The organism is Arthrobacter sp. Dra40, from assembly GCF_059091905.1.
Genome location: NZ_JBNHHB010000016.1, coordinates 1 through 19,229, shown reverse-complemented (window position 1 = coordinate 19,229; position 19,229 = coordinate 1). Strand labels below are relative to the sequence as shown.

Sequence of the window (19,229 nt, the reverse complement as noted above, 5' to 3'; positions counted from 1 at the left end):
GCACCCTGTGCAGACCACACCCGGTGCAGGCACACCAAGTGCAGCGAACAGTCGAGAGGAGCACTGAGCACTGCATGAAAACCATCGAGAACTTTCCGCACACAGTCCGTGCCATCGAAAACGTCTTCATTCCCATGCGCGACGGCACCCGGCTGGCGGCGCGGATCTGGATGCCGGAGGGCGCCGAGCAGCTTCCGGTGCCCGCCATCCTCGAATACATCCCGTACCGCAAGCGGGACAATTCGCGCGGTCGCGACGAACTGAACCATCCCTACATGGCCGGCCACGGCTACATCAGCGTCCGGGTGGACATGCGCGGCAGCGGCGATTCCGACGGCGTGATGACTGATGAATACCGGCCGCAGGAACACGAAGACGCCGAAGACGTGATTGCCTGGCTGGCCGACCAGCCCTGGTGCGACGGCAAGGTGGGGATGATGGGCATCTCCTGGGGCGGATTCAACAGCTTGCAGATGGCCGCACGCCAGCCTCCGGCCTTGAAGGCGATCATCAGCGCCTCGGCTACCGACGACCTGTACGTGGACAACATGCATTACATGGGCGGCTGCCTGCTGGCCGACAACCTCTCCGAGGCCACCGTCATGTTTGCCTTCAACAGCCTGCCGCCGGACCCGGAAATCGTCGGCGAGAGATGGCGCGAGATGTGGCACGAGCGTCTCTCCGGCAGCGGCCTCTGGCTGGAGACCTGGTTGGAGAACCAGACCCGCGGCGAATATTGGAAGCCGGCGTCGGTCTGTGAGGACTATTCGCAGGTGAAGATCCCGGTCATGGCCGTGGGCGGCTGGGCGGACGGCTACACCAACGCCATTTTCCGCCTGATGGAGAACCTGGAAGTGCCGCGCCAAGGACTGATCGGCCCTTGGGGGCACAAGTACCCGCACCTGGGCGTGCCCGGTCCGGCCATCGGCTTCCTGCAGGAGGCGGTGCGCTGGTGGGACCACTGGCTGAAGGACAAGGACACCGGCCTGATGGAAGAGCCCATGGTCCGGGCCTGGATGCAGGACGCGGTCTCCCCCGAACCCTCCTACGAGGACCGCCCCGGCCACTGGGTGGCCGAACCGTCCTGGCCGTCGCCAAACATCGAGAACCAGCGTTGGCAACTGGGCCGTTACGGCCTGTTCCCGGAAGGCTCGCCGGTGGAGCCGGGCGGCGGCGTGGACCTGCTCTCGCCGCTGAGCGTGGGCATGTTCGCCGGCAAGTGGGCGTCCTATGCCGCACTGCCCGATCTGCCCTCCGACCAGCGCGAAGAGGACGGCGGCTCGCTGGTCTACGAGACCGAGCCGCTGGAAGACGATCTTGAAGTCTTCGGCCGGCCGGTCGCCGCGTTTGAAGTCGCCTCGGACAAGCCCGTCGCCCAACTGGTGGTCCGGCTTTCCGACGTGGCGCCGAACGGGGAGGCCACGCGGGTCACCTACGGCCTGCTCAACCTGACGCACCGCGACGGCAGCGAGCAACCGCAGCCGCTGAAACCCGGCGAGCGCTACCGGATCGAGGTCCCGCTCAATGGCTTAGCGCAGTCCTTTCCGGCCGGGCACCGGCTGCGGCTTTCGGTCTCGACGTCGTACTGGCCGCTGGTGTGGCCGGCACCGGAACCGGCGACGGTCACCATCTTCTCCGGCGGCACCTTGGACATCCCGGTGCGCAAGCCGCGGGCCGACGACGGCGAGCTGCGTCCCTTCGCGGAGCCGGAAGCTGCCCCGGAGCTGGCGACCACGCCGCTGAACCCGGGCAACCACCACTGGCGGACCATCCGCGATCTAGAGACCGGCACGTCAACGGTGGAGATCATCAACGACCAGGGCCGGTTCCGGATCGACGAAACCGGCACGGACATCCGGCGGGTGAGCAACGAGTGGTACAGCTCCCGCGGGAACGACGTGAATTCGGTCCGCGGCGAAACCCAGACCATCCGCCGCTACGAACGCGGCGACTGGCGGATCGAGGTGCAGACCCGGACGGTGCTGACCTCGACGCCGACGGATTTCGTGGTGAACGCGCAGCTGGATGCCTACGAGCTGGACGAGGACGAGGGCAATCCCCGCGTCTACTCGCAGAACTGGGAGCGCAGCATTCCCCGGCAGCTGGTCTAAACCTCGCTCAGCTGATCAGGATCTGGGTCGAAGACTCCTTGAGCTTCGAGTTGGCCCAGTGCATCTGGCGCACTGTCTCGGGGTGGCACTTCTGGGCCACCCCGAGCAGATCGGTGTTCTTGATGCCCTGGGCCGCCTGGGCCAGCATTTCCCAGTCGGCGGAGACCCCGGAGGCTTTCATGTAGACCTCCCGCAGGTCGCGCAGCAGCAGCAAGGCGACGTCGCCGCGGCGGCCCAGCATTTCGCTGCCCTTCTCCCGGATCCGTTCGGCCCAGGCCGCCTCGTCCTTCGGTTCCGGGTTCAGGTCCAGCCCGTACTGCCGGCCGATCCCGGCGATCTCTCGCACGTGCTGCTGCGACCAGCGGGCCAGGTCGCGGCCGAGGTGGTAGATCTCGTGGTCCACCTTGTGCCGTTCGGAGACCTGCAGGAGCTCGTGGGCCAGATCGTTTTCGGATCGGTGCAGCTCTTCCAATACCAGGCCGATCCTCATGACAGTCCTCCCCCTCGGGTCGTCTGCAGCTCTTCGTCGACGCCCGCGGTGTCGCCTCCGGCCGTCTGCCGGCCGATCGCACCGACCGGCGCCGAGGCCGTGGTGGTGGGAGCCGGTGCCGGTCCGTCGCCGGCACCCAGTTTCTTGATCCGGGCGGCGGCGGTCTTGTAGATCGGCTGCTTGGACGCGGCGTCCCAGTCGGTGATGGTCAGTTCGTTGGCCGCGCGCCCGGCGCCGTCGGGCTGGTGGCCGCCGTCCGTGTCCCAGTAGCCGTAGTGGAAGGGAAGGAAGAGCACGCCGTCCCGGATGCCGCTGATCCGAACCTGGGCCTCCACGGAACCCCGCGGAGTTGCCACCTCGGCGAGGTCTCCCTCGGCTATGCCGTAGGCGGCCGCGTCGGCCGGCGACATTTCCACCCAGACCTCGGGAGCCGCCGCCTGCAGTTGCGGTGCCCGGCCGGTCTTGGTGCGGGTATGGAAGTGGTAGAGCGTCCGTCCGGTGATCAGTTGCAGCGGGAAGTCCTGGCTGGGCAGCTCGTGCGGCGGCAGGTAGTCCGCGGCCTTGAGCAGCGCCTTGCCGTTCGGGTTCAGCGCCTTGTACTCGTCCGGCTCCAGCGGGGCGCCGGTGAGCAGGTCCCGGCCGTAGCTTTCGCAGTAGTCCGGCGCGCTCCAGAACTTGCCGTCCGCATAAATCCGTTCGGTGCCGTCCGGGTTGTCCTCGTTGCAGGGCCACTGGATGCCCGAGGCACCGCGCAGCTTCTGGTAGGTGATGCCGGTGTAGTCGCACGGCCGGCCGCGCGTGCACTCCTTCCATGCTTCGAAGGCCGATTCCGGGTCGTGCCATTTCACCAGCGGGCCGCCGTCCTTGTCCCGCAGGTCCAGCCGCCGGGCGTAGTCCAGGAAAATGTCCAGGTCCGGTTTGGCCTCCCCCGGCGGATCCACCGCCTTCTCCGACAGGTGGACGGTCCGATCAACGTTGGTGAAGGTGCCGGTCTTCTCGCCCCAGGTCGCCGCGGGAAGTACCACGTCCGCCAGTTGCGCGGTCTCGGAGAGGAAAAGGTCCTGCACCACCAGGAACAACCGCTCCTGTTCCAAGATCGAGCGGATGCGCCGCAGCTCCGGCAGCGACACGGCAGGATTGGTTCCGCTCACCCAGAGCATCCTGATGGAACCGTCCTCCACGTAGCGCATCATCTGCATCACATGCGTGGGCGGCGACATGTGCGGGATGGCCATCGGGTCCACGTTCCACACCCGGGCCAGGTCCTTGACGTGCTCGTCGTTGGACCAGTTGCGGAAAGCGGGGAAATCGCCGTCGGCGCCGCATTCGCGGGTGTTCTGCGCCGTCGGCTGGCCGTTCATCTGCAGGATGCCGCAGCCGGGTTTGCCCAGCATCCCGCGGACGATGTTGATGTTGTTGACCTGGACGGCGGCCGCGGTGGCCTGGTTGGACTGGTAGAAGCCCTGGAGCACCGTGGAAAACAGCCGCTCGGCGCGGCCGAGGATCCGCGCGGCTTCGCGGATCTTCTCAACCGGGACGTCGCAGATGTCCGCCGCGAGCTCCGGCGGGTACTCCTTCACCCGCTGTTCCAGCTCCTCGTAGCCCACGGCATGGGCCTGGACGTACTCGTGGTCCACCCAATCGTTGTCGATGATCTCGTGCAACAGGCCGTTCATCAGCGCCACGTTGGTGCCCGGCCGGGGCGCCAGGTGCACGGTTGCGGCCTTCGCCACCGGCGTGGACCGCGGATCGATACAGACGATTTTCGGCGGGTTGGGGCCGGCCAGCCGGTCCAGCACCCGGGACCACAGCACCACCTGGGTCTCCGCCATGTTGTGCCCGTACAGCGCGATGACGTCCGCGTGGTCAATGTCCGTGTAGGAACCGGGCTGGCCGTCGCAGCCAAAGGACGCCTTCAGCGCGGCAGCGGCCGTTGCCGTACACAGCCGGGTGTTGCCGTCCACGTGGCTGGTGCCCAGCCCGCCATGGGCCACCAGGCCCAGCGTGTAGTACTCCTCGGCGAACAGCTGGCCCGTGGTGTAGAAGCCGATCGCGCTGCCGCCCTGTTCGTCCAGCAGCTCCTTGGTCCGGCCCACCACCCGGTCCATGGCGGTGTCCCAGTCGGTTTCGACCAGCTTGCCGTTCTCCCGGATGAGCGGCTTGGTCAACCGGTCCGGTGACCCGTTCGCCTGCCAGCCGTAGAGGTCCTTGGGTCCCAGCCGCCCGTGGTTGACCCGGTCCGTGGCCCGTCCGCGGACGCCGGCCATCCGGCCATCCTTGACCGCAATGTCCAGGGCGTCCCCGTTTGAGTGCAGGATGGAGGCGGTCTGCACCCATCGGTCCACGTCGGCCGGGTCCAGCCCGTCCTGCAAATACATGTCCACCCGCACGGGCCAGTCCTGACCCGCGGCGTACGGGGTCCGTGTCCCCCATGGTTCGGCGATCCGGTCTATGCGGGTCATGATGCCTCCGGTTGCTCCGCGGTGTCGGGGGAACTGATTTTTTAGGAACGACGCCGATCCGCGACTGCAGAGAAGTCCGGCAGGTGGCTTTCGGTCACCGGCTGGATTCCGGTGACCGTGGCGAATCCGGCGGCCAGCAGCGCGAAGTCACTCTCCGGCGGTGCCAGCTCTTGGCTGTCCGCGATGGCCAAACGGAGATGGTCTTCGCCCCGTTCGGCCACCGTGGTTTGAACGATGCCGAACTCGGCCAGCGTCGCGGTCCGAAATTCGGGCAGCTGCGATCCGTCGACGTTCGGCACATTGAGGTTCAAGACGGTGCCAACCCGCTGGTCCATCAGGTACGGCAGCAATCCGGTGGCCAGCAGTGCCGCGGTATCCCAGTTCAACTGTTCCGGGTTCAGGCCGGTGTCCAGCGAGACTGCCATGCCGCGTCCGCCGTTCACCCCGGCGGTCAGCGCGGCGCCAACCGTGCCCGAGTGCAGGATCACCCGGCCCACGTTCGCCCCGCGGTTGACACCGGAGAGCACCAGGTCCGGCCGGTCGCCAAAGGCGCCGTGCGTGGCGATCATGGAGATGAATCCGGGGGTGCCGTGCACGGCAAAGGCCGGTATGGACTCGAGCCCTTCCAGCGTCCGCTGCTCAACCCGGATCCGGCCCTCGTCTTCCCAGGCCGTGATGGACGCGCTGCTGCCGCTGGCTTCGGTGACCGGGGCCGCGATGGTCACGTTCAGGCCGGCCTCCAAGGCGCCAGCGGCCAAGGCGTGCAGCCCCGGGGAGTCGATGCCGTCGTCGTTGGTGATCAGGACCATCTTCGGCGTCTTCATTGCTTCCACACCTTTCGGGCCAGTTCGTCCGGGCTGGTCTGCTGGGCCGCGGTCGGCTCGTCGGCCCGATGCGCCGAGACGGTCACCAGCTTGGTCAGGTTGCGGATGGCGCCCTCCTCGCCGGTGCCCAGGCCGTGGCGGGTGACGTTCAGCGCGCCGGCGGCGGTGCCCAGCACCACCGCCTCGTGCATGGTCCCGCCGTCGGCCAGCGTTGCTGCGACGCCCGCGGTGAGCGAATCGCCCGCGCCGTGGGTGTCCACGCTCTGCATCTCGGGCACCCGGATCTCGCTGATTTCGCCTTCGTGCAGCATCAGCGACGGCAAGTGCGCCCGGGTGACAATCACCGTGCCGGCGCCTTCCTTGTGCAGGGCGCGCATGGCCTCGATAATCGCCTCGGGCTCGTCCGAGGAGGCGCGCCCGCTGCCCGTGAGTTCGTCGTCGGCAATCTTAGCCACGCTGACGCCGCCGGCGAGCGCTGCGGTGAGCCGTTCACCGGTCAAGTCGGTGATCACCCGGCAGCCCGCGGTGCCCAGATCGGCGGCAAGTCTCCGGTAGACGTCGGACGGGACGGCGTCTTCGCGGACCGCTCCGCTGAGGATCACGGTGCCGGCTTCCATGCCGGCCTTCAGGGTCTGCCCGTAGAGTTCGTCCAGGTCGTGACGGGTCAGCTTTTCTCCCGGGTTCTCGGCCACCAATTCTCGCTCGCCGGCCCGCCGGTCGTGGATGTAGGCCCCGCTGCTGCCCTGCCCCTCCACCGGTATCACTTCGACGCCTTCATCCTCGATGAGATGCCGGATCACGCTGCCGGTTTCACCGGCGAAGACGGCGCACATGGTGACGGACGCACCAAGCCCGGTCAGCATCCGCGCCTGCCAGACGCCTTGTCCGCCAGCGTGCAGGTGAATATCGGGGCGGCCGTCAACATCCTCCACCGTCACGGTCAGTCCGGGCGACGGGGCGAAAATAACTACCGAACCCATCGTGCACCTCGATCCAAGCGGCTTGTCCGGCTGATCGTCATGCCTGCCTCCTTTGCTCGGGCAGTTAGCACGGCAACGCCGCTGCCCGGTATCCGTCTGCAGTGGTCCTTGGTTTCGACACTAACGCCGGTCGGCTCACCGGACAATGGGCGAACCGCCCGGTGGTCGACGAAGCGAGCCCCAGCGAACCGCGTGGTGGTCGACGAAGCGAGCGCCAGCGGGCGCGTGAAGACCCGCGTGGAGACCGGAGCCGCAGCCCGGAAAACCGTGCCGGCCTGCCCGTCGCTATTCCGGCGTCGCCCCGGCGAGCACCTGGTCGACGATGTCGCGGACCCGATCCTCCGCAATGATCTTGAAATGTCCGGTGGTTTCCAGCCGGATGTTCACGCCGCCTTCCAACCGGCAGCCACCGGGAATGTGCGGGTCGAACGCGCTGTAAACGGACACAATCCGGTGGTTGACGTCCAGATTCGCCAGCAGCTGCCGCAGCACGCGGTTCTTCGGCGAGAACGCCCGGACCATCGGCGTCACCGCGAACGTGGCGTAGCGGGAACCGGAAAAGGGGGTCCCAATCGCCACCATTTGCTGCACGCGGCCGGCGGACTCCGCCGTCGTCATCACGAATTTGCCGATCAGCCCGCCCTTGCTGTGCGCAATGATCGTCACGTTCTGCAGATCGTGCCGGCGCAGGTAGTCCCCCACGATGCCGGCCGTCCGCGCAATGCTGCCGACGTTGTAGCCCAGCGGCTCGACCACGTGCACCGGATGCCCGCGGCCGTGGACGTGCTCAATCAACGGGCGCATGAACTTCCAGGACTCGTAGATGCCTGGAATAACGACGACGGGGCTCGCCCCGTGCGCGGCGTCCTCCCGGTACTGTGCCGGGTCGGCCCGAGCGAGGACTCCACGGACCTGCTGGTATCCGACGTAGGCGTAGTCCAGCAGCCAGCCCCCGCCCAGCCGCAGGGTGCGCAGCAGCTTGTTCACGGCCGGCCGCTTGTTCACGGCCGGTCGCCGACAGCGGCATCGCCGCCTGGCGCGGCCGGTGCAAGGCAAAGCCGGGCGACAGGCCCCGGTGAACGGAACATCATCACGTGTGCCTCGCCGGCGATGCTGTCCAGTGTGGCGTCCGGGCAGGCGTCAACCAGTTCCCGGCACCAGTCCAGCGGCACGATCGGATCCTTCACACCGCGGACAATCCGCACCGGCACCTGCACTCCGGCGATCCGGTGCTCCAGTTTTTGGCCCAGCATCGCCGGTAGCGTCTTCAGGTACCAGCGCGGCCCGCAGCGCGCGTAGTCGGTGAATTCGATGAAGTCCACGATCAGCGGTTCGCGGAACGAGTCCTGAAACAGCCGCAGGCTGTGCTGCCAGGCGGTACGCTCCCGGCGGTTGGCCGTGGGCGCCAGCAGCACCAGCGCGGTGGCGGCGTCCGGGTAGTGCAGGGCCAGTTCGACGACGACCTGGCAGCCCATCGAGTGGCCCACCAGCACGGCGGGGCCGATGCCCAGCCGTTCCATGGCGCCGTTGACCAATCGGGCATAGTCCACCAGCCCAAGGGCCCGCTCCGGTTTGGCGGTGCCGCCGTGGCCGGGCAAATCCACCCGGTGCACGGTGCCGTGCCGGGCGAGTTCAGCCGCGAGCGGTTCAAAGTAGCGCGCGGAGACGCCGATGCCGTGGACCAGCACGAACTCCGCGGGGCCGGAACCGACGGTCCTGATGCGCAGCCGGCAGCCGTCGATGGTCAGCAGCTGCCGTATTTCTCCCGGAATCTTCCCCATCGCTTGCCTTCCTGTTTCAGTCGACCAAAGCCTTTGCGTGTTCCAACCGCTGCGAGATCACGGTGGTGACGCCGTCGCCGCGCATGGTCACACCGTACAGCGCATCGGCCACCTCCATGGTGCGCTTCTGGTGCGTGATCACAATCAGCTGGCTGGACTCGCGCAGCTCCTCGAAAATGGTGATCAGGCGGCCCAGGTTGGTATCGTCCAGCGCGGCTTCCACCTCGTCCATCACATAGAACGGCGACGGGCGGGCCTTGAAAATCGCGACCAGCAGCGCCACCGCGGTCAGCGAGCGTTCGCCGCCGGAAAGCAGGGACAGACGCTTGATCTTCTTGCCGGCCGGCCGGGCCTCCACCTCGATGCCCGTGTTGAGCATGTCCTCCGGGTCGGTGAGCACCAGCCGGCCCTCGCCGCCCGGGAACAAGCGGCCGAACACCCGCTCGAACTGCACGGCGGTGTCGCGGTAGGCCTCGGTGAAGACCTGTTCCACCCGCTCGTCGACTTCCTTGATGATGTCCAGCAGGTCCTTTCGCGTGGCCTTCAGGTCCTCCAGCTGGGTGCTCAGGAACTGGTGCCGTTCCTCCAGCGCTGCGAACTCCTCCAGCGCCAGCGGGTTAACCTTGCCCAGCGCCGCCAGGTCCCGCTCGGCCTTCTTGAGCCGCTTCTGCTGCTCCTCGCGCACGAACGGAACGCCCTCGACGACGGCGTTGCCTTCCTCGTCCACCGCGGCCCGCAGCGCGGCCCATTTGTCGTTCGATGCCGCAGTGGCGACGGGTACCGGCTGGTCCGGCCCGTACTCGGCAATCAGATGGTCCGGCGTCAGGCCCAACTCTTCGATGGACCGGGTCTGCAGGGCCTCGATTTTCAGCCGCTGCTGGGCCCGGGCCAGTTCATCGCGGTGCACGGTGTCGGTCAGCTCGCGCAACTCGGCGGCGAGCGCATCGGTGGACGAGCGGACGGTGGATAGCTCCGCCTCCCACGCAGCGCGCACCTCTTCGGCATCGTCGCGTTCACGTTCGGCCAGGTCTACCGAGACGTCCAGCCAGGCCAGCGCCTGCTGTGCTCCTTGGGCCACGGCGGCGGCCTTGGCTGCCTGCAGCCGGCGCTTGCGGGCGCGCTCCGCCGCCTGCGCCCGGGCATGGCGTTCGGTCGCTGCTGCGCGTTCCAGCGAGGCCGCCCGGTTGCCGATGGCCGTCAGCTGTTCCTCGCCCGAGCGCAGCGCCAGCCGGGCTTCCATTTCCACCTGGCGTGCCTGGGTTGCCGCTGCGGCGAGCTCATCCCGCTTGTCGGTGGACGGTTCGGCTTCAGCCGGAACGTCCTCTGCAGCCTGTGCTGCGCCCAGGCGTTCGGTGATTTCGGCCAGCTTCTGCTGCTCGATCACGATGTTGGCCTCGGCGGCCGCCACCAGCTTGGCCAGCCGCTCGCTCTCGCCGGTGGCTGACCGCAGGGCGGAGCCGAGCTGTCCCAGCCGTTCGGCGACGGCTGCCAGCCGGGCGTCGGATTCGTGCAGCTGTTCCAGGGTTGCGTCGGCGCGCAGCTTGGCCTCGTCCCGGCGCGAGGTAGCGCCGGCGATCGCGAACTTGGCCCGTTCAGCGCGGGCCGTGGCAGCTTCCAGCCGCTGCGCGGTCTCGTCCACGGCTGCCTGGACTTCCAGCAGGCTGGGGCCGCCGGCGGAACCGCCCCGCGCGGAGCAGGACGTGAAGAGGTCGCCCTCGCGGGTGACGGCGGTCAGCGCCGGGTCGGCCGCAATCACGCGGGCGGCGGTCTGGAGGTCTTCAACCACGACGACGGCGGCCAGCAGCGCGCGGACGGCACCCTCGACACCCTGCTTGGCCTGAACCAAACTGTTCGCCGGGATCGCCCCCGCCGGGGTCCCCACGCGGTCGCCGGCGCCGGTGGTCGATGGAGGCGCGCCAGCGCCGAGTAGAGACCGGTCGACCACCGGGGACCGGTCGCCGGCGATGAGCAGGTCCACTTGGCCGGCGTCGTCGGCCTTCAGCAGTTCCAGCGCACGGACGGCGGCGTCCGAGTCGGCAACGGCAATGGCTTCCGCCACCGGCCCCAGGGCGGCGGCAATGGCAGCCTCGTAGCCGGGCTCCACGCTGATGAGGTCCGCCAGCGGGGCGAGCACGCCGTCGGTTTCGGAGGCCAGCAGCGTCTCGCTGCCGTCCCGCCGGTTCAGCCCGACTTCAAGTGCTTCCTTGCGGGCAGTCAGGGCGTGGCGCTCCCGTTCGGCCTCGCGTTCGTCGGCCCGCAGTTGCTCCAGTTCCGCTTCGATCTCGGCCAGTTCGTCGCTGGCCTCCTCATAGGCCGCGTCGAGGCCTTCTTCGCCCTCTTCCACCCCGGCCGCCTGGGACTCGAGCGCGGTGAACTCCGCCTGGGCGTGGCGACGGCGTTCCTCCCCCTCGGTGATCGACGCGCGGAGCCGGCCCAGCTCTGCCTCGGCAGACTCCACCCGGGAGCGTGCCGCCCCCACCTGGCCGGCCAGCTTGGCCAGCCCTTCGCGGCGGTCGGCTGCGGCCCGCAGAATGTTGGTCAGCCGCTTCTCTTCGTCCTGCGCCGCCCGTTCCGCCGCGGCGCGCGCTTCGATCGCGTCGTCCAATACCTCACGGCGGTCCTCGAGCTCGAACTCCAGCTCGGCCTGCTCCTCGCGGACCTCGGCGGCCTGCTGCTCCAAAATCTCCGGGTCCCGCCCGCTGTCCGGTTCCTGGTCGGCGGAGCCGAGCAGCCGCCGTCGTTCATTGGCAAGGCTGGCGAGGGCGCGGAAGCGTTCTCGGGTGGACGAGAGCTGGTACCAGCTGTCCCGCGCGGCATTGAGTCTGGGCGTAGCCTCGGCCGCCAGCCGCTCCAGTTCGGCCAGCCGGCTGCGGCCCGACGCGAGGGTCGTCTCCACCTCGGCCTGCCGCGTTTTCAGCGCAGCCTCATCGGCCACCTCCTGTTCCAGGGAGGTGCTGAGTTCCACCAGCTCGTCCGCCAGCAGCCGGGCGCGGGCATCCCGGACTTCGAACTGCACCTGCTGGGCCCGGCGGGCCACCTCGGCCTGCTTGCCCAGCGGGGTCAGCTGGCGGCGGATTTCTCCGGTGAGGTCGGTGAGCCGCTGCAGGTTCGCCTGCATGGACTCCAGCTTGCGGACCGTCTTTTCCTTGCGGCGGCGGTGCTTGAGGATGCCTGCGGCTTCCTCCACGAAGCCGCGGCGGTCCTCCGGGGTGGCGTGCAGGACCTTGTCCAGCTGGCCCTGGCCGACGATCACGTGCATCTCCCGGCCGAGCCCGGAGTCGGAAAGCAGTTCCTGGATGTCCAGCAGCCGGCAACTGCTGCCGTTGATGGCGTATTCGGAGCCGCCGGTGCGGAACAGGGTACGGGAAATGGTGACTTCGGAGTATTCGATCGGCAGGGCGCCGTCGCTATTGTCGATGGTCAGCGACACATGCGCGCGGCCCAGCGGGGGCCGGCCCGCGGTGCCGGCGAAGATCACGTCCTCCATCTTGCCGCCGCGCAGGGTTTTGGCGCCCTGCTCCCCCATCACCCACGCGAGGGCGTCCACCACATTGGATTTGCCCGACCCGTTCGGACCGACGACAGCGGTGACGCCGGGCTCGAAGTCGAAGGTCGTTGCCGACGCAAAAGACTTAAAGCCCCGCACAGTCAGAGATTTAAGATGCACGTTGTGTCTCCCGCGGCGGACATTTCCTTGCAACAATCTACCGTGTCCACCGCGTATTCCCCGGCGCCACGACCTTGTCCCGCTGGCCAAACAGGTGTAGTACCTAGCGGAAGGTGGCCGGTCTGAACCGGCCGCGGAGAACTTAGTCCAGGCCCTTGTCCGGATAGAGGTGAAGCCTCCCGTGTCAGATCCAGTCAGCTTCCCGGGGCAGCGTATTGCCGCCATTGTTCCCTGCCACAACGAAGAACAGACAGTTGCCGCAGTGGTCCGGGATCTACGGCTGGCAGTCCCGGGGATAACGGTCTACGTCTATGACAACAACAGTTCCGACCGCACCGCGGAACTGGCGAGGGCGGCCGGAGCGATCGTCCGGTTCGAATCGCGCAAGGGCAAGGGCAACGTGCTCCGGCGCGCATTTGCCGACATCGACGCGGACATCTACGTCACGATCGACGGCGACGACACGTACGAGGCGGCGGCCTTGCCACGCATGATCGAAGCCCTGTTGGACGGTCCGTACGATCACGTGCTGGGTGTTCGTTCCTCGGGAGAAGCCGGGTCCTACCGGCCGGGACACGAACTGGGCAACCGGATGTTCAACCGGGTGGTGAGTCTCCTTTTCCGCTCCCAGGTTTCCGACATGTTGTCGGGGTACCGGGTGTTTTCCCGCCGCTTCGTCAAGTCGTTCCCTGCCCTATCCAAGAAATTCGAGATCGAAACCGAACTCACGGTGCACATGACCTCGCTGCGCCTGCCGCAGGTCGAGGTCGAGGTCGGATTCGGTGAACGGCCCGAGGGCAGCGAAAGCAAACTCCATACCTACACCGATGGCTTCAAGATCCTCTATCTCATAGTGCAACTCGTCCGCCACGAACGGCCGGCCCTTTTCCACGGCATCATCGCCGCAGCGCTGGCACTGGTCTCGCTTGGGCTGGGGCTTCCCGTGGTGCTCGAATATTTTGAAACCGGCTTCGTGCCCCGCTTCCCGACGGCGATCCTAGCTGCCGCTTTCATGGGGCTGGCGGTTCTGGTGGGCTGCATCGGCATCATCCTCGACGGCCTGAAGCGAGGACGGCGTGAAGCAGCCCGGTTGGCCTATCTGCGCCTGGATCCGCCGCCGCACCCGCAGGATGCAGATGTGGTGCCGCCGAACGCCGAAAAAGTGCGTTTCGACGGGACGAAAAAGTGACGGGTTCATCCGCCAGCCCGCCCCGGAGCGACCCTAACAGCCCGCTCGGCGTGCGCGCCGCGTGGACTGCCCCGGACTACTGGTGGCTTTCAGTTGTGGGCGTCGCCGCTCTTGTGGCGACCGCTTTTCTGTGGGTGGCGAACCGGCCGGGACGCATGACAAACGATTCAGCTCATCAGCTCAAGCAGGTCCTCGGCCGGATCCCGCTGGACGACTGGCACCCCGCCATCATGACGGTCAGCTGGACGGGCCTGTACCGGCTGACCGGCGAAATCAGCTCGATGGTGCTGGTGCAGCTCGGATTGGTGTTCACGGCGGCGCTGCTGCTGGCGATCTACCTGCACGATCTCACCCGCAGCCGGCTCGTATCCGCGCTGGCCCTCGCAGTTCCCCTGCTGCCGTTCACCATCACGTTCCTCGGTGTGCTGTGGAAGGACGTGCAGATGATGATCGCGTTCTTTGTGGGCACGGTCCTGATCTTGCTGGCCGAGCGTTTCTCCTCAATTCGGTACCCGCTTCTCGCCCTGTCCCTGCTCTTCCTGTTCTATGGGGCCATGGTCCGCAAGAACGCGTTCTTTGCGATCCTTCCCCTGGTCTTCCTGCTCTACCGGACGTGGCGGAATGGTTCGCCGGGGCTCCGCGAATGGCTGACCTCGAACCGGAGGCGCTTGCTGGGCGGCTACGCGGCAGCGGCGGTCACGTTCCTGGTGCTGTTGCTGGGTGTCGGGTCCGCGTTCAACGCCGCTTTCCAGCCGAAACCAACCGGCCAGCTATCCCAAGTCTTCCTCGACGACATCATCTTCACCGTGCCTGCACAGGAGATTCGGGCCGCAGATATCCCCCAGGAATTGGAAGACAAGTTGCTCCACGCCCGCGATGTCTGCCAGTCCAAAGACGTGATCTGGGATGCCTACTGGAAGTGCTATGGCCGCGGGGCAACGGGCCAGCAGTTCGAACCGATCGCTCATCAGTCGGAAGTACGCGGCCTCTGGTTGAGCGATGTGGTCACCCATCCGGTCCGGTATGCCTACTATCGCGCGCAAACCTACGCCCGGTTCCTGTTCGTCGGCAAAAGCGAGTATGCGCCGGTCACGGCGGGCCGGCACGCCGTCCCCGCCGAATACCACGTACAACCCACCAAAGCGGACAACATCTTGTCCGACTATGTAGTGGAAGTGGGTGCGAAAACGTTCCCTTGGTTTTTCAGGGCGTGGTTCTGGCTGGCTGCGGCCGCAGCCATCATCTTGCTACTCCCGAAGGCGGGATATCTCCGGCCCCAGATCGCGGCGCTCGGCTGGTCGGCGATTCTTTACCTTCTCGGTTACATCCCGATTGTCCCGGCCTCTGATTTCCGATACAGCTATTGGCCCGCCATCGCCTGCACACTGGCCGGGGTTCTCTTCCTTGCGGACCGGCGCTTGAAGGTTGATAAATAACCCGGGGCGGAGCGGTAGCAGAGACAATTGCCACAAACCAATGCCTTTGTCCGTATGTGCGGAACGTCGGCGCGGGGTGCATAGTTAAGACTTCGGGTGCCCATACCGGCTTCTCCGTGTACAGGTGACCGTCCCCGACAGACGAATAAAGGCTGGATATTGATCGGTAACGCGACGTTTCGACATGACAACGCGGCTTTGCTGGCCGTCTCGAGCGTGGAGGCGCCGGTAGCCGTCAGTTCCGCCGAGTTCGATGAGCGCCTCGCCCCCAGCCTGAAGCGCCTGAAGCTCTCCCGGAAGCTGCTGGAACGTGTTGCCGGCGTGACTGAGCGCCGCTGGTGGTCGCCCGGTTCATCGTTCGACGACGCCGCCATCGAAGCCGGTGCCAAGGCCATGGCCGAAGCCGGCGTGGAGCCGGAGCAGATCGGCTTGCTGATCAACACGTCCGTGACACGCAGGAACCTGGAACCGTCGGTCGCCGTGAAGATTCACCACGGCCTGGGCCTGCCGTCGTCGGCCATGAATTTCGACCTGGCCAACGCCTGCCTGGGCTTCGTCAACGGCATCACCCTGGCCGCCAATATGATCGACTCCGGACAGCTCAAATATGCGTTGATCGTCGCCGGAGAGGATGCGCAGCCCACCCAGGAAACCACTTTCGAACGGCTGAACCATCCGGATTCCACCCGCGCCGACTACCTGCGCGAGTTCGCCACGCTGACGTTGGGCTCGGGGGCCGCCGCAGCGGTGATCGGCCCCGCCGACGTCCACCCCGAATCACACCGGATCCTCGGCGGCGTCTCCCGTGCCGGCACCGAGCACCACGAACTGTGCGTCGGCGGGCCGGCCGGCATGTTCACGGACACCAAGGGCCTGTTGGAGAACGGGCTGGAATTGGTGGTCAGCGCCTGGCACGAGGCCCACCGCGACGGGTGGAACTGGACCGCGATGGACCGGTACGTCACGCACCAGGTCTCCACCTCCTACACCAACGCGATCATCAAGGCTGTCGACCTGGTCCGCGAGCGCGTTCCGATCACGTTCCCGAAGTGGGGCAACGTGGGGCCGGCCTCGCTGCCGATGACGCTGGCCCAGGAGTCGCAGACCCTGAACAGCGGGGACCGGGTGCTCTGCATGGGAGTGGGCTCCGGCCTGAACACCACCATGATGGAGATTGCGTGGTAGACAACACCCTCTGGCCCGGAGTGGACCCGGCCTGGTCCCGTCGCGTCCGCGTCCCCTCCACCGCCGCGGTGGATCCGGCCGGCAGCGCCCACACCTGGCACCTGCTGGACAACGGCCCGCAGCTGGCCGAACGCGGAATCGAGCCGGCCGGCACCCTGCTCTGCGTGCACGGCAACCCGACCTGGTCCTACCTCTGGCGCACCCTGCTGGCCGCAGCCGGGGACGCCGCGGCGCCGTGGCGCGTGGTCGCCGTCGACCAGCTGGACATGGGGTTCTCCGAGCGCACCCGGTGTTTCCGCCGGCTTGAAGACCGGATCACGGACTTGGGCGACCTGACCGCCGAACTCGGCATCACCGGTCCCGTCGTTACCGTCGGCCACGACTGGGGCGGCGTGATCTCACTGGGCTGGGCCACCCGGCACCGCGGCCAGCTCGCCGGCGTCGTGCTGACCAACACCGCCGTCCATCCCGCCGGCTTCGGCCTCCCCGCCCCGCTGAAACTCGCCCTGCACCCGGCCGTCCATCAGTGGGGCACGACGACGTCGGCCGCCTTCCTGCGCGTCACCCACTCCTTGGCGCATCCTCCTTTGGAAAAGGACGTCAGGGATGCGTTCATGGCACCATACCGGCACGCCGCCCGGCGCACCGGCGTGGGCAACTTCGTGGCGGACATCCCGGCCGACGAGAGCACGCCCAGCTGGAGCACGCTGAACGAGGTGGCCGAGGGCATCCGGGATCTGGACGTGCCGGCCCTGATCATGTGGGGCCCCAAGGACCCGGTCTTCTCCGACCGCTACCTGCGCGACCTGATGGACCGGCTGCCGCAGGCGGACGTGCACCGCTTCGAGGGCGCCGGCCACCTGCTCCCCGAAGACCGAGACATCGCCACCCCCCTCTACACTTGGCTGACCGATACCGGTGATCGACCAAAGGCCGCCAGGCCTGCGCGGAGACCCGTGGAGACCCGCGGTGAGCCCTTCCGCCCGATGCTCGCCGAACTGCACGAACGCCGCGCAGACAACTCCCCCGCCGTCGTCGACATGGCGCCCCTGGCCGCCCCCGGCGCCGGGCCGCGGACGCTGACCTGGGCCGAGCTCGCCGGACAGGTGGACCTCCTGGCCGACGGACTCGCCGGGATCGGCGTCAAGGCCGGCGACCGGATCAACCTGCTGGTGCCTCCGGGCATCGAGTTGACCAGCCTGATTTACGCCTGCCTGAAGCTCGGCGCCGTCATCGTGGTGGCCGACGCCGGGCTCGGCCCGGCCGGGCTCAGCCGCGCCATCAAGGGTGCCGGTCCCAAGTTCATTGTCGGCATCGAGCGCGCCTTCGTTGCCGCCCGGCTGTTCAACTGGCCGGGCCAGCGCATCAGCGTCGCCGAGATGGGCCAGGCCAAGCGCAAGCTCTACGGAATCGCCCACACCGTACCCGAGCTGGTGGAAGCCGCCGCGGCCGGCTCGGCCATCGAAGCCCCGGCGGTCGACCAAGCGAGCACCCCGGCGGTCGGCCAAGCGAGCGCCAGCGAGCGCGTGGAGGCCCACGTGAAGACCCGCACCGCGGCAACTGCCCCGAACCCCGACGACGACGCCGCCATCCTCTTCACATCCGGCTCCACCGGTCCGGCCAAGGGCGTGGTCTACACGCACCGGCAGCTGGCCGCCATGCGGGACACTCTGAAGCACACTTACGGGCTGGAGGCCGGTACGTCGCTGGTGGCCGGCTTCGCGCCGTTCGCCCTGCTGGGCCCGGCCCTCGGCGCCACCTCGGTCACTCCGGACATGGACGTCACCGCGCCGAAGACGCTCACCGCAGCCGCCCTGGCCGACGCCGCCGCCGCGGTGGACGCCACAGCCGTGTTCGCCTCGCCGGCCGCGCTGACCAATGTCTTGGCCACAGCCGACGGACTGACCGACGAGCACCGTGTGGCGCTCTCCAGCGTTGAGCTACTGCTCTCTGCCGGCGCCCCGATTCCGGAACCGTTGCTGGCCAAGGTTCAGTCGCTGGTGCCGGCCGCAACCCTGCACACCCCCTACGGGATGACCGAGGCACTGCCGGTCACGGACATCAGCCTTGACGGCATCCGCGCTGCCGGTTCCGGCAACGGCGTCTGCGTCGGTACCCCGGTTTCCGGCGCCAAGGTGGCCATTGCCGCGGTGGCTCCGGACGGCAGCGTCTCCGATCGGCCGTCCACCGACCCCGGCGTCACCGGCGAAATCCTGGTCAGCGCCCCGCATGTGAAGGACCGCTACGACCGCCTCTGGATCACCCAGCAGCACAGCGCGTCCGTGCCCGGCTGGCACCGCACCGGCGACGTGGGCCATCTGGACGCCGAGGGTCGGCTCTGGGTGGAAGGCCGGCTGGCGCACATCATCACCACTGCTTCCGGCGTCGCCACTCCCGTGGCCGCCGAGCAGGCGGCAGAAACGCACGACGGCGTCCGGCTGGCTGCCGTCGTCGGCGTCGGTCCGTCGGGCGCCCAGGTTCCCGTTGCGGTGGTGGAAACGCTTCCACCGTCCGCCAGACCGGGCACCGCGCCGCGTGCGCTTGGCGAGCAGGTGCGCACCGCCGTGGCACGCTCTACTGAATTGGATCTGGCGGCGGTGCTGGTGGTGCCCGAACTGCCCACGGACATCCGGCACAACTCGAAGATCGACCGGGCCCGGCTGGCGGAATGGGCGGCCAAGTCGCTGGCCGGCGGACGGATTACCAAGCCATGAGCAACAACAAGCCGGCGGAGGAACCCTCGGTGGTCGACCAAGCGAGCGCCAGCGAGCGCGTGGAGACCCGCGTGGAGACCAAAACCGTCTTGGTCACCGGCGCCAGCGGCATGCTCGGCGGCGCCGTCGCGCGGCTCCTGCTGGAACAGGGCCACCGGGTCCGGACCTTCCAGCGCCGTCCGGCCGACGTCGGCCCCGGTGCCGAGTCGGTGCTGGGTTCGTTGACCGACCCCGACGCCGTCGCCCGGGCCGTACAGGGCGTGCACGCGGTCATCCACTTGGCAGCGAAGGTCTCCTTCACCGGGGAGTGGAGCGAGTTCGTGGCGACCAACATCGACGGCACCCGCACCCTGCTGGCCGCGGCTAAATCCGCCGGAGTGCGCGACGTGG

13 protein-coding genes are annotated in these 19,229 nt (G+C 67.8%); 6 read left to right on the top strand and 7 right to left on the bottom strand.

The annotated features are described in order from the left end of the window. The first annotated feature begins 74 nt into the window (after positions 1-74). Positions 75-2,111, top strand: a complete 2,037-nt coding sequence (locus AC5RWT_RS10060) for a CocE/NonD family hydrolase (protein ID WP_494080107.1) — start codon at positions 75-77, stop codon at positions 2,109-2,111. Between the two features lie 7 nt (positions 2,112-2,118). On the opposite strand, the gene AC5RWT_RS10055 is transcribed toward AC5RWT_RS10060, so the two are convergent. From AC5RWT_RS10055 to smc, 7 genes are all read right to left on the bottom strand, one after another. Continuing rightward, a complete protein-coding gene (locus tag AC5RWT_RS10055) occupies positions 2,119-2,601 on the bottom strand; it encodes a hypothetical protein (RefSeq protein ID WP_494080106.1) in 483 nt (160 codons plus the stop codon). After that, on the bottom strand, positions 2,598-5,063 hold the full coding sequence (locus AC5RWT_RS10050) for a molybdopterin oxidoreductase family protein (protein WP_494080105.1): 2,466 nt from the start codon (positions 5,061-5,063) through the stop codon (positions 2,598-2,600). Before AC5RWT_RS10050 ends, AC5RWT_RS10055 begins: the two co-directional genes overlap by 4 nt. A gap of 41 nt (positions 5,064-5,104) precedes the next feature. Next, positions 5,105-5,887 carry a 5'/3'-nucleotidase SurE gene (gene surE, locus AC5RWT_RS10045; protein WP_494045832.1) on the bottom strand — a complete coding sequence of 261 codons (783 nt, stop codon included), beginning with the start codon at positions 5,885-5,887 and terminating at the stop codon, positions 5,105-5,107. Beyond that, positions 5,884-6,867, bottom strand: coding sequence for a 1-phosphofructokinase family hexose kinase (locus AC5RWT_RS10040; protein ID WP_494045831.1), 984 nt, complete (start codon positions 6,865-6,867; stop codon positions 5,884-5,886). Before AC5RWT_RS10040 ends, surE begins: the two co-directional genes overlap by 4 nt. 285 nt (positions 6,868-7,152) lie before the next feature. Further along, a complete protein-coding gene (locus AC5RWT_RS10035) occupies positions 7,153-7,872 on the bottom strand; it encodes an esterase/lipase family protein (RefSeq protein WP_494080104.1) in 720 nt (239 codons plus the stop codon). Continuing rightward, positions 7,869-8,648 (bottom strand): alpha/beta fold hydrolase, encoded by a 780-nt coding sequence (locus AC5RWT_RS10030; RefSeq protein WP_494080103.1) that lies wholly within the window; start codon positions 8,646-8,648, stop codon positions 7,869-7,871. The genes AC5RWT_RS10035 and AC5RWT_RS10030 overlap by 4 nt, the downstream gene beginning before the upstream one ends. A 16-nt stretch (positions 8,649-8,664) precedes the next feature. Further along, positions 8,665-12,315 (bottom strand): chromosome segregation protein SMC, encoded by a 3,651-nt coding sequence (smc, locus tag AC5RWT_RS10025; protein ID WP_494080102.1) that lies wholly within the window; start codon positions 12,313-12,315, stop codon positions 8,665-8,667. A gap of 181 nt (positions 12,316-12,496) precedes the next feature. Here smc and AC5RWT_RS10020 point away from each other — a divergent pair, with 181 nt between their 5' ends. The 5 genes from AC5RWT_RS10020 to AC5RWT_RS10000 all read left to right on the top strand — a co-directional run. Beyond that, a complete protein-coding gene (locus AC5RWT_RS10020; RefSeq protein WP_494045827.1) occupies positions 12,497-13,504 on the top strand; it encodes a glycosyltransferase in 1,008 nt (335 codons plus the stop codon). A gap of 281 nt (positions 13,505-13,785) precedes the next feature. Further along, complete coding sequence (locus AC5RWT_RS10015) at positions 13,786-14,940, top strand: hypothetical protein (RefSeq protein ID WP_494080101.1); 1,155 nt, start codon at positions 13,786-13,788, stop codon at positions 14,938-14,940. Between the two features lie 159 nt (positions 14,941-15,099). Continuing rightward, positions 15,100-16,125 carry a 3-oxoacyl-ACP synthase III gene (locus AC5RWT_RS10010; protein ID WP_494045825.1) on the top strand — a complete coding sequence of 342 codons (1,026 nt, stop codon included), beginning with the start codon at positions 15,100-15,102 and terminating at the stop codon, positions 16,123-16,125. After that, complete coding sequence (locus AC5RWT_RS10005) at positions 16,119-18,839, top strand: alpha/beta fold hydrolase (protein WP_494080100.1); 2,721 nt, start codon at positions 16,119-16,121, stop codon at positions 18,837-18,839. The genes AC5RWT_RS10010 and AC5RWT_RS10005 overlap by 7 nt, the downstream gene beginning before the upstream one ends. A 110-nt stretch (positions 18,840-18,949) precedes the next feature. After that, on the top strand, positions 18,950-19,229 hold a 280-nt coding region (locus AC5RWT_RS10000), incomplete at its 3' end, for an NAD-dependent epimerase/dehydratase family protein (RefSeq protein WP_494080151.1).

Coding starts and splice junctions, on each gene's coding strand:
- AC5RWT_RS10060 (WP_494080107.1), top strand. CDS start 75: ATGAAAACCATCGAGAACTTTCCGCACACAGTCCGTGCCATCGAAAAC.
- AC5RWT_RS10055 (WP_494080106.1), bottom strand. CDS start 2,601: ATGAGGATCGGCCTGGTATTGGAAGAGCTGCACCGATCCGAAAACGAT.
- AC5RWT_RS10050 (WP_494080105.1), bottom strand. CDS start 5,063: ATGACCCGCATAGACCGGATCGCCGAACCATGGGGGACACGGACCCCG.
- surE (WP_494045832.1), bottom strand. CDS start 5,887: ATGAAGACGCCGAAGATGGTCCTGATCACCAACGACGACGGCATCGAC.
- AC5RWT_RS10040 (WP_494045831.1), bottom strand. CDS start 6,867: ATGGGTTCGGTAGTTATTTTCGCCCCGTCGCCCGGACTGACCGTGACG.
- AC5RWT_RS10030 (WP_494080103.1), bottom strand. CDS start 8,648: ATGGGGAAGATTCCGGGAGAAATACGGCAGCTGCTGACCATCGACGGC.
- AC5RWT_RS10015 (WP_494080101.1), top strand. CDS start 13,786: ATGGTGCTGGTGCAGCTCGGATTGGTGTTCACGGCGGCGCTGCTGCTG.